The organism is Rahnella sp. CJA17(1/100) (assembly GCF_963881615.1).
Taxonomy (GTDB): Bacteria; Pseudomonadota; Gammaproteobacteria; order Enterobacterales; family Enterobacteriaceae; genus Rahnella; species Rahnella aceris.
Genome location: NZ_CAWOJA010000006.1, coordinates 113,755 through 123,348 on the forward strand (window position 1 = coordinate 113,755; position 9,594 = coordinate 123,348).

7 protein-coding genes are annotated in these 9,594 nt (G+C 50.1%); 2 read left to right on the top strand and 5 right to left on the bottom strand.

Annotation, left to right across the window (positions count from 1 at the left end; all coding sequences use genetic code 11):
* Positions 1–84: 84 nt before the first annotated feature.
* Positions 85–1,209, bottom strand: coding sequence for a branched-chain amino acid ABC transporter substrate-binding protein (locus tag AACU55_RS04315; protein WP_112152190.1), 1,125 nt, complete (start codon positions 1,207–1,209; stop codon positions 85–87).
* A 415-nt stretch (positions 1,210–1,624) separates the two neighbouring features.
* Between AACU55_RS04315 and AACU55_RS04320 the strand changes: the two genes are divergently transcribed.
* Positions 1,625–1,840, top strand: a complete 216-nt coding sequence (locus AACU55_RS04320) for a YgdI/YgdR family lipoprotein (protein ID WP_013576036.1) — start codon at positions 1,625–1,627, stop codon at positions 1,838–1,840.
* Between the two features lie 126 nt (positions 1,841–1,966).
* Here AACU55_RS04320 and AACU55_RS04325 read toward each other — a convergent pair whose 3' ends face one another.
* The 4 genes from AACU55_RS04325 to AACU55_RS04340 all read right to left on the bottom strand — a co-directional run bounded on the left by AACU55_RS04325 (position 1,967) and on the right by AACU55_RS04340 (position 8,701).
* Positions 1,967–3,796: a methyl-accepting chemotaxis protein gene (locus tag AACU55_RS04325; protein ID WP_134706735.1), complete on the bottom strand. Its 1,830-nt coding sequence runs from the start codon at positions 3,794–3,796 to the stop codon at positions 1,967–1,969.
* Positions 3,797–4,138: 342 nt separating this feature from the next.
* Positions 4,139–5,113: a porphobilinogen synthase gene (hemB, locus tag AACU55_RS04330; protein ID WP_134706736.1), complete on the bottom strand. Its 975-nt coding sequence runs from the start codon at positions 5,111–5,113 to the stop codon at positions 4,139–4,141.
* Positions 5,114–5,328: 215 nt separating this feature from the next.
* Positions 5,329–7,428 carry a peptidase domain-containing ABC transporter gene (locus AACU55_RS04335; RefSeq protein WP_134706737.1) on the bottom strand — a complete coding sequence of 700 codons (2,100 nt, stop codon included), beginning with the start codon at positions 7,426–7,428 and terminating at the stop codon, positions 5,329–5,331.
* Positions 7,415–8,701, bottom strand: coding sequence for an HlyD family secretion protein (locus AACU55_RS04340; protein WP_037035553.1), 1,287 nt, complete (start codon positions 8,699–8,701; stop codon positions 7,415–7,417). Before AACU55_RS04340 ends, AACU55_RS04335 begins: the two co-directional genes overlap by 14 nt.
* A 426-nt stretch (positions 8,702–9,127) precedes the next feature.
* Here AACU55_RS04340 and AACU55_RS04345 point away from each other — a divergent pair, with 426 nt between their 5' ends.
* On the top strand, positions 9,128–9,319 hold the full coding sequence (locus AACU55_RS04345; protein ID WP_013576041.1) for a hypothetical protein: 192 nt from the start codon (positions 9,128–9,130) through the stop codon (positions 9,317–9,319).
* The last annotated feature ends 275 nt before the right edge of the window (positions 9,320–9,594 follow it).

A 9,594-nucleotide genomic window follows, 5' to 3' on the forward strand; every position in this document is an offset into this window, starting at 1 on the left:
GCCGGAGCGTACATTAAGTACGTGAGCCAGTTCTTTCATAAAGAGTGAGCACTGCCCGGGTTCAAAATGGCAAATAAGAGTGCTTTATTCCTTAACTTCCTGATATTTGCCTTTGTCGTCCCATTTATAAACCACGTAATCAGAGACTTTCAGGTCGCCTTTACTGTCCCAGGCTTTTTTGCCCATGACAGTATCGACGCTGTTGGCTTTAAGCCAGGCGCTGGCTTTGGCGGAATCACTGCCGCCGGTGGCTTTGAATGCCGCGGCAATAGCCTGCACGGAGGCATAGGAGTAAAGGGTGTAGCCTTCCGGCTCGAACTTGCTGGCGCGGAATTTATCGATAACGACTTTGCCTTCCGGGATCAGACGCGGGTCTTTGCCGAAGGTCATCAGAATCCCGTTGGTATATTGCGGGCCGCCTGCGGCGGTGACCATTTCTTCGTTGACGATACAGTCGCCGGAGAAGAACGTGGCCTGCACGCCCTGCTCACGCATCTGGCGTACCAGCGGACCGGCTTCAGGATGGCAACCGCCGAAGAACACCACGTCCGGTTTCTGCGCACTGATTTTGGTGACCAGCGCGTTGAAGTCTTTTTCGCCGCGCGATAACCCTTCATACATCACTTCTTTCACGCCACGCTTGTTAAGCGCCGCTTTGGTGGCATCCGCCAGCCCCTGCCCGTAAGTGTCTTTGTCGTGGATAATGACCACTTTTTTGGCTTTCAGCTTGTCGATGATGTAATCACTGGCAACCTGCCCCTGCTGGTCATCACGTCCGCACATGCGGAACATATCACTCATGCCGCGTTCGGTGATTTGCGGGTTAGTGGATCCCGGCGTGATGGCGATAATGCCGGCATCGTTGTAAACCTCAGATGCGGGCATGGTAGAAGATGAACAAAAATGCCCGACCACCGCCTGCACTTTATCCTGATCAACAAGACGGTTAGCGACCGCAACGGCCTGTTTCGGTTCGCAGGCATCATCGCCCTGCACCAGTTTGATTTTCTCGCCGTTGATTCCGCCAGCGGCATTAATGTCTTCAGCGGCCTGTGTGGCACCATGCCAGTACTGATCGCCATAGGTGGCATTCGGGCCAGTGAACGGGCCAGCAACGCCAATCACGATATCCGCACGCGCGGTAAACGCAGTGACCAGACAGCCTGCCAGCAACAAAGAAAGAGGACTTTTAATAAATTTCATCGACATCATCATGATCCTTAGGACAGAGTTTATGCAAAACGGGTTATGGAAAACGCATGTAGCAAAAACACCAACACGAAGTCGTAATCAGAAAATCTGAAATTTAACGCTTAAGCCTTAAGACTGAGGGTTTCCCGCTTATCTCCGGGGGTGAAAACATCAAAGGTAAAAAAACATAAGCAAAATATCTGCCATTGTTACTCAACCTCTGAGAATGTGACGGGTTATGTGAGTATAGATAGCGACGGGAGAGCGTTACGGGCAACTGACAGAAACAACGACGGGATCACATCGCACCGCGCTGGTGCACAAGCACGGTTTTGCACGCACCCTTACGCCTGGTGACATTTTTATTCTTTGCTTCTTGCGGCGGGTTGTTTTGTAATATGGGCAGATGATTGCAACGGGAAACTACTGAACAATGAAGAAATTATCCTGCCTGACGGCTGTGGTTCTGGCTCTGTCGTTAACTGGCTGCGCCAGCGATTATGTGATTAACACCAAATCCGGTGACCAGTTTTTCGCCCACGGCGAACCGGATCGTGACCGCAATACCGGCATGACCAGCTACACCGACATGAATGGCGATTATCATCTGATGAACACCAATGATATTGCGGGCATTGTGAAGAAGTAGGGTTACGGATGGGAATTGCATTTATCTCAAAACCTGGCCGATGACACACATGGTCGGCTTAACAAAACAGTCATGCTATGTGGTGCACAAACGGCACGCAATATCACGACTGTTTTGAGAATCAGATTACTCAGTAATAAAACGTGAAACAGACGCAGCAAGATTTTGTGCCTGATCTCGCAGCGCATTGGCGGCAGCAGAAGACTCTTCCACCAGGGCCGCATTTTGTTGAGTCACGCTGTCCATTTCCACTATTGCCTGCCCTACCTGAGATATTCCCCTGTTCTGTTCATCCGATGCCTGAGTAATTTCATTCAGTATTTCGGTAACATTAGCCACTTTGGTCACAATGTCATGCATGGTAGTCCCCGCCTGTTCTACCAGATCTGACCCTGCATTAATTCGCTCTACCGATTCACCAATTAAACCTTCTATTTCTTTTGCAGCCTGAGCGCTTCTCTGCGCAAGGCTTCTCACTTCGCTTGCCACAACAGCAAATCCCCGCCCCTGTTCGCCAGCACGCGCCGCTTCAACAGCCGCATTGAGAGCCAGAATATTGGTCTGAAAAGCGATGCTATTAATTACCGTCGTAATCTCAGCAATTTTTGCTGAGCTTGCAGTAATTTCATTCATAGTTTTCACCACATGAGAGACGAGTTGCCCGCCTTTATTCGCCGTTTCTGAAGTACTGCCCGCCAGGCGGCTGGTATGATGAATATTGTCCACGTTCTGTTTAACCGTCGCAGTTAACTGCTCCATGCTGGCTGCCGTTTCTTCAAGCGCAGCAGCCTGTTCCTCAGTGCGTGCGGATAAATCATTATTACCTGCCGCAATTTCTGCGGAGGCATGGCTCACCTGCGTCACACCGGTACGAATATCCCCGATGATACGGCGGAGATCGGTGTTCATCTCATCTACAGCTTGCATCAGTTCTCCCAGCTCATCACGACGCGTGGTATTGAGATGGGCTCTTAAATCACCGCGCGCTATCTGTCTGGCGACGTCAAGCGTGTCAGCCAGAGGCTTCACAATTTGGCGGGAAATAATCAGTGCAATGCCAATACTTAATAAGACTGCTGCTACCAGGAGTGAAGTCATCCATATAACTGCATTTCTGATATCGTCATGCGCCGCGCTCAGCTCCGATTCAAATATATTGTCACTCAGGGTAGTCAGCTTGCCGCCTGCTTTCGCAAGCAACTGAGTCGCTTCCTGCTCAGCAATATAGGATTGGAGGTAGTTTCCGGCACTCGCCTTTTTGGCCGAGACCGAGCGTTCAATTTCTTCAAGTATGCTGACATCAGCCGGATTTAACTGGGATTTGACGGCATCCATTTGCTGAATCGATTCATCCATAAAACCTGTTAAAGCCTGAAGGGATTCCTCAGTATTCTCAAACTGGAGGAGTTTTACACGTGTCGCCACCCCATCAATGTGTCTGACGATATCCCCTAACGCGATCGCGGTGACAGCACGTGCGGGATCTCGCGCATAGGACTGAGCCAGACTGTTAATCTCAGATTCTTCGCGTGTCAGCACAAAACGACTGACAACAAGATCACGTTGTTGGGTCTCGCGGACCGTTTGAGCACGCTTGTCACGATACGTCTTCATGACCTCTGACATTTCATTAAGCATCTTCAGGTGCTCTGTATCCCAACGAAGCAACCTGAGACTTTCAATTTTTTTATCAACCTGCTGTAAGTTCACCTCATTCATTGTGATGTATTTTTCATCGTGCGTTTTCACATATTCCAGTCTTTCAGCTTTCGCCATAGCAAACTGGTCAGTTATCACTTTAAGCTGGCTTATTTTCTCAGCTCGAATGGAAATATCATTCAGATTTTTAATACCACATAAAGCAACTGCAATGCTCAACAATAAGACAAGTCCGAAACCTAATGCTAATTTTTTCCCGACTTTTAGATTTTCAAAATATGACATAAATATTTTCATAGCGCATGGCTCTCCATTATTTTTATAAATACGATTGTATGTGAAGCACATGGGGTATCGGCAGGCTATAAAAATTAGTTAATAAAAAACTCAGTTTATTAAGTTACAAAAGCCAGTAATTTAACCGCTATAAAACCTTATTCTTTGTATGAATACTTTTTTATTAATTACACCCTATTAATGGTGAGGTAATTCTCTATAAAAAAGCATTATTTTAATTTTCTGCTATTCTTAAATATTAAAGACGTTATCTGAACATACATCGCGCAGTATCAGCTTCCGACGCGAGGACATAAAAAAACCGGGCGGAAGCCCGGTTTTGGTTTGCAGCGAGAGCAAAAATTACAGCCCGTTTTCGGCAATATCCATCGCGAAGTACGTCAGGATAATATCTGCGCCCGCACGTTTAATCGCGCCCAGACTTTCACGTACGACGGCACGCTCATCAATAGCACCGGCTTGTGCAGCGAATTTGATCATCGCGTATTCACCGCTGACCTGATACGCCGCCAGTGGCAAACGGGAGGCTTCGCGGATATCGCGGATCACGTCCAGATACGCACCGGCCGGTTTCACCATCAGCGCATCGGCGCCTTCCTGCTCGTCCAGCAACGATTCACGCACGGCTTCGCGGCGGTTCATCGGGTTCATCTGATATTGCTTGCGGTTGCCTTTCAGTACACTGCCGCCCGCTTCGCGGAAAGGCCCGTACAGGGAAGATGCAAACTTGGTGGAATACGCCATGATTGCGGTATCGATAAATCCGGCTTCATCCAGGGCACTGCGGATGGCCTGCACCTGACCGTCCTGCGCGGCGGATGGCGCGATGAAATCTGCACCAGCCGCCGCCGCCACGACAGCCTGTTTACCGAGGTTGACCAGGGTTGCGTCGTTATCCACGCCGTGGTCGTGCAACACACCGCAATGGCCGTGTGAGGTGTATTCGCAGAAACAGGTGTCGGACATGACAATCATTTCAGGCACGGTGTCTTTACAGATACGCGCCATTCGCGCGACCAGACCGTTTTCGTTCCAGGTATCGCTGCCGGTGGCATCCATGTGATGCGAAATACCGAACGTCATGACAGAGCGGATACCGGCGCGGGCGTAACGTTCGATTTCAAATGCCAGGCGGGATTCAGGGATGCGCAACACACCCGGCATGGCTTCGATGGGTACGTATTCAGAGGTCTCTTCTTCTACGAAAATCGGCAGTACCAGATCGTTGACGCTAAATTCAGTTTCCTGAAAAAGAGTGCGCAGGGATTCGGACTGTCTCAGGCGGCGAAGGCGTGAGCTCGGGAACTGATTCGACATGAAAACTCCTAAAAATTAATCTGTTGCGCTGATATTTTTTAGAAACAGGAGCACAGACAGTTCAGACGGCAGGAGGCGATGCAGCGCCGTCAGACGATGAAGCCCGCATTTTATAATAACTTTTAAACAAATGATGAACTTTCCGTGAGGAGATGTAACAGAGGCCGCAATTTTGGAAAGGCGATCCCGGAACAGGGATCGCCTGAAGGAAGGATTTAACCGAGCTTGATCTCGCGATCTGCTGAGGCAATCGTAGACGGACGGTGGGCGATAAATATCCGCGTAATGTCCAGTTCGCTGATCGCCTGATTGATGCGCATTTCATTGTCCAGATCCAAATGACTGGTGGCCTCGTCGAGGAACAGTATCGCCGGACGGCGGTACAGTGCGCGGGCAATCAGCAAACGCTGTTTCTGCCCCCCTGACAGGCTGCCGCCCAGTTCGCTGATCAGCGTTTCATAGCCCATCGGCATCCGTTCGATATCGTCGTGGATGTTACAACGGCGGGCGCAATCAATAATACGCGCTTCATCTTTCTGCTCATCAAAGCTGGCAATGTTCTCGGCGATAGATCCGGCGAACAACGTGTCATCCTGTAACACGCAGGCGATGCAACTGCGGTAATTGTTCAGTCCGGCGGTGGTGATATCCATACCGTTAATCAGAATGCGGCCTTCGGTGGGCGTCAGCAAACCGGTCATGATCTTCATCAGCGTGGTTTTACCCTGCCCCGACGGCCCGGTGATCGCCACACTTTCGCCCGCTGCCACCGACAGGTTCAGCCCGTTGATCAGCGGTGCGGAAAGGCTGTCGTACTGAAACACCAGATCCCGCACCTCCAGCGACGCTGCCTCGCCCGCCCGCAGCAGCTCACGTTCCGGCAGCGATTTCTCGGTGCCGGTCAGCGCGATATCCGCGATACGGTCGCGGTGCAGGGAAAGCATCCGCAGTTGCAACACCATATTCAGCAGACTGGCAGCACGTTCGGAGAACTGCCCGCGATAGGTGTTGAAGGCCACAAACATCCCGAGCGTCATATGGCCGTCAATCACCTGCGTCGCCCCCAGCCACAGCAGCGCGACCTGATCGAGCGTGGCGATCAGCGTGTTGCCGCCGGTAAACATCATCTCAAACTTAGTTTTGCGCACCGTCGCATTGGCGTTATCAATGTTCAGATTGAGCCAGAAATTGGCGCGGGCTTTCGATAAACCCAGTGCTTTCAGCGTGCTGATGCCGTAGAGCGTTTCCATAAAGTGCGAACCGGCACGCGCACCTTTAACGATTTGCTCCTCGGAAACCTGGCGGTAAGCGTTATACGTGGTCAGGCGGAAGATGACATAAATCGCCGTGAAGCCAAGAATCACCCAAATCAGCCAGCCGCCATACAGCACCATCATCACGATTAACCCGACCGACATAATGCCGTCGATAATACTGTTGACCACGTTGGTGGTCAGCGTGGTGCGCAGCGTATCGAGCGAAGTAAAACGCGACTGAATATCCCCGAGTTTGCGTTTCTCAAAATAATCGAGCGGCAGTTTCATCAGATGATCGAACAGCCGCGCTTTCCATTGCACATCAATCAGCGTACTCATCACCAGCGATGTCCAGGCGCGTAACATGCTGACGCCGGTGCGGAAAATGATGAAGAACAGTAAGCCAAGGCAAATCAGGGTCAGTAAATCCGGGTCTTTCGCCGGGATCACATGGTCCATTACCAGTTGCATCCCGACCGGCAGCAGCAGGTTGACCGATTCGATCATCAGCGAGAGGCAGAAGATTTTGGTCAGCGCCGGAATAAGGCCGCTGACGTTGCCCATCATTTTGCGCAGATCCAGCCGCACACGCGGTTTCTCAGAGGTAAAACCGTTGTCCGGCCACAGCTCGAGTGCCACGCCAGTGAAATGCTCGGACACCTCGCGCATGCCAAGCGAACGGCGGCCAAAGGCCGGATCGTGGATAATCACTTTGCCCTGTTTAACGCCAACCAGCACCACGAAATGATTGAGGTCCCAGTGCAAAATACACGGCGTTTTCAGCGCGTTCAGCTCATCGATATCCAGCTTTAATGCGCGGGATTTCATCTCATTCGCTGCCGCGATATCCATCAGCGTGCGCAGCGTCGCGCCCCGTGAAGATATGCCATAGCGCTGACGCAGGCTTTGCATATCGACGTGTTTGCCGTGATAGCCAAACACCATTGCCAGACTGGCCAGTCCGCACTCTGCGGCCTCGGTTTGAATAATCTGCGGCACCCGGTGGCGCCAGCTAAAGTGCAGGCGGTCAGCCAGCTCCCGTACGTTATCGAGATTCATTGATTGGCCCCACCACGCTTTTCTTCATGCTGTAATACGGAGACAACATCCACTGATACAGCGGCCTTTTCTCCAGGAATAACGTCGACTCGGCTTTCATGCCGCTGGATAAATTCAGCGTTTCGCCATGCCAGTTCATGGCTTTTTTATCCAGTGAAACAATCACTTTGTAATACGGCCCGCTGACCGTGCCATTGGCCGTTCTCGGCGCACTGGCGTAAGAATTCAGCTCCTGTTCGGAAACCGGCGCAGAGGAAATCGATTCCACCTTGCCGGGGAACTGACCATATTTTTCAAACGGATAGGCTTCGTAACGGATATTGATGTGCTCGCCGGCTTTCACGTAAGGCACGCTTTCATTAGGCAGCCAGGCAACCAGGAAGAACGGGGAATTACTGGCAGGCACCAGTTGCGCGAGGCTGTCACCCGCATTAACCATCTGACCGGGCGTGACACTCAGCGAAGAGATTTTGCCGGAGGTCGGCGCGGTGATCAGCAAGGAACCTTTAGCATCGGCCTGCGCCAGCTGGCGTTCGAGGTCATTGCGCTGGTAGCCGTACTGTGAAATTTGGTTATCAAACTCGGCGGCGCGGGTGACCAGTTCGCTGCGCAGATTGGTGATTTGCAGCGCTTCCTGAATCGCCTGGGTGTTCAGGCTCTGGAACGATGTCTGCTGCTGGTAAAACAGGTAGCGCTGATTATTCAGCTGGTCAGTATTGATCAGGCCCTTCTTCTGATATGCCCCGTAGTTCTGCATGCTCTTTTTCATGGCATCCAGCCCTTCCTGCGCCGAATCCACCATGCTTTGTGAGACTTCATGCGCCTTCTGATACTGATCGAGTTGCTGTTGCAGGTTTTGCAGGGTTTCCTGCTTATTGTGTTCCAGCTGGGCAATAATGGAATCGATTTGCTCGCGCTGCTTTTTAATAGCAGCGAGCGTGGTGGTACTGACATTCCCCGCCTGCGTCACACGGCTGACGTCGATTTCATATAAAGGCTGGCCTTTTTTTACGGGTTTGCCGGTATCGACATACAATTTGGTGACCACGCCCTGCTCAGGGCTGAATAAATTAATGCTGTGCGGCTGAGTAATGATTTCACCGCTGACGTTGATGCGACGTGTGTAGTTAGCGAAGATCAGGAATATCAGTAAAGCAAACAGGAAGAGGGCCGTGAGTGTCGTGACAATCCATAAAGGCCAGCCGGCGAGCAATAAAGCCTTACCCGCCCAGTGACTTTGCTGATGTTCATTTACCTCTTTACGAAAGAGCATATTTAAGTGTTCCAGAAAAACCGGCTGTAAAAACAGAATCTTTGAAAGATAGCAGCACATAATCACGCTGCCACCGCGATTACTCTGAAACACCGGATGAAGTTATTTCCATGCAGGGATAATTGCGCAGTAATATTAATTTCAATGTCTTATAAAAAATAACCACCTGACCTCTGGTTCGATTATTTTTTGCACACCGCATTAATTATTCAGATTTAAAAATATCTTAATAATGATTTCAAACAATGAGTTACATATCTAAATCCACATAGGAGATTATTCCTAGTCAAATTCCGTCCGCAGTACTCTAGGCTTAATCCCTGTGAAGACATTGCGTAGAAATTATCTCTATAGAATTACTCAATGTTTTCATCGCCCCCGTTATTTAAGGGGACTTGCTTTAACAGATTAAAAGGAAGGCCTAAGATGAAACAATTAACAGAACATGATATTGAAATGGTTAATGGTGCGGGTTGGTCGGAAGATGTTAATAAGGTTGCCGATCGCCTATCAAACTTTGGTCAGGACGCGGTGAGTGACACCAGTAATGCGGTGAACAAGGCGTATTCACAAATTTCCGATGGTCTTGCTAAAGCACAGAACTATCTGACAACCTAGTTTATAAACAGCTTTTGTTGTACCGAAAGTTAATTTATAAGCAACTTAGTCAGAGTAATACAAGCCCCTGCTCACACGCGGGGGCTTTTTTTTATCCCCTAAAATATTGTTCAGACTCTCGAATCAATATCACTATACGAAGCCAAATTTCTGAGTAAACTCTATTCCCACAATTTCACCATGTGAATACAGTTTCCTCACACCCCGAAAAGCAGGATGCTTTTCACATGTCAGCCAGGGACCGGAATGAACACACTTTCCCGCTATTCTCTCGA

Excerpts from the sequence above, each read along its gene's own strand:
- AACU55_RS04315 (WP_112152190.1), bottom strand. The coding sequence starts at position 1,209 with ATGTCGATGAAATTTATTAAAAGTCCTCTTTCTTTGTTGCTGGCAGGC.
- AACU55_RS04320 (WP_013576036.1), top strand. The coding sequence starts at position 1,625 with ATGAAGAAATTATCCTGCCTGACGGCTGTGGTTCTGGCTCTGTCGTTA.
- AACU55_RS04325 (WP_134706735.1), bottom strand. The coding sequence starts at position 3,796 with ATGAAAATATTTATGTCATATTTTGAAAATCTAAAAGTCGGGAAAAAA.
- hemB (WP_134706736.1), bottom strand. The coding sequence starts at position 5,113 with ATGTCGAATCAGTTCCCGAGCTCACGCCTTCGCCGCCTGAGACAGTCC.
- AACU55_RS04335 (WP_134706737.1), bottom strand. The coding sequence starts at position 7,428 with ATGAATCTCGATAACGTACGGGAGCTGGCTGACCGCCTGCACTTTAGC.
- AACU55_RS04340 (WP_037035553.1), bottom strand. The coding sequence starts at position 8,701 with ATGCTCTTTCGTAAAGAGGTAAATGAACATCAGCAAAGTCACTGGGCG.
- AACU55_RS04345 (WP_013576041.1), top strand. The coding sequence starts at position 9,128 with ATGAAACAATTAACAGAACATGATATTGAAATGGTTAATGGTGCGGGT.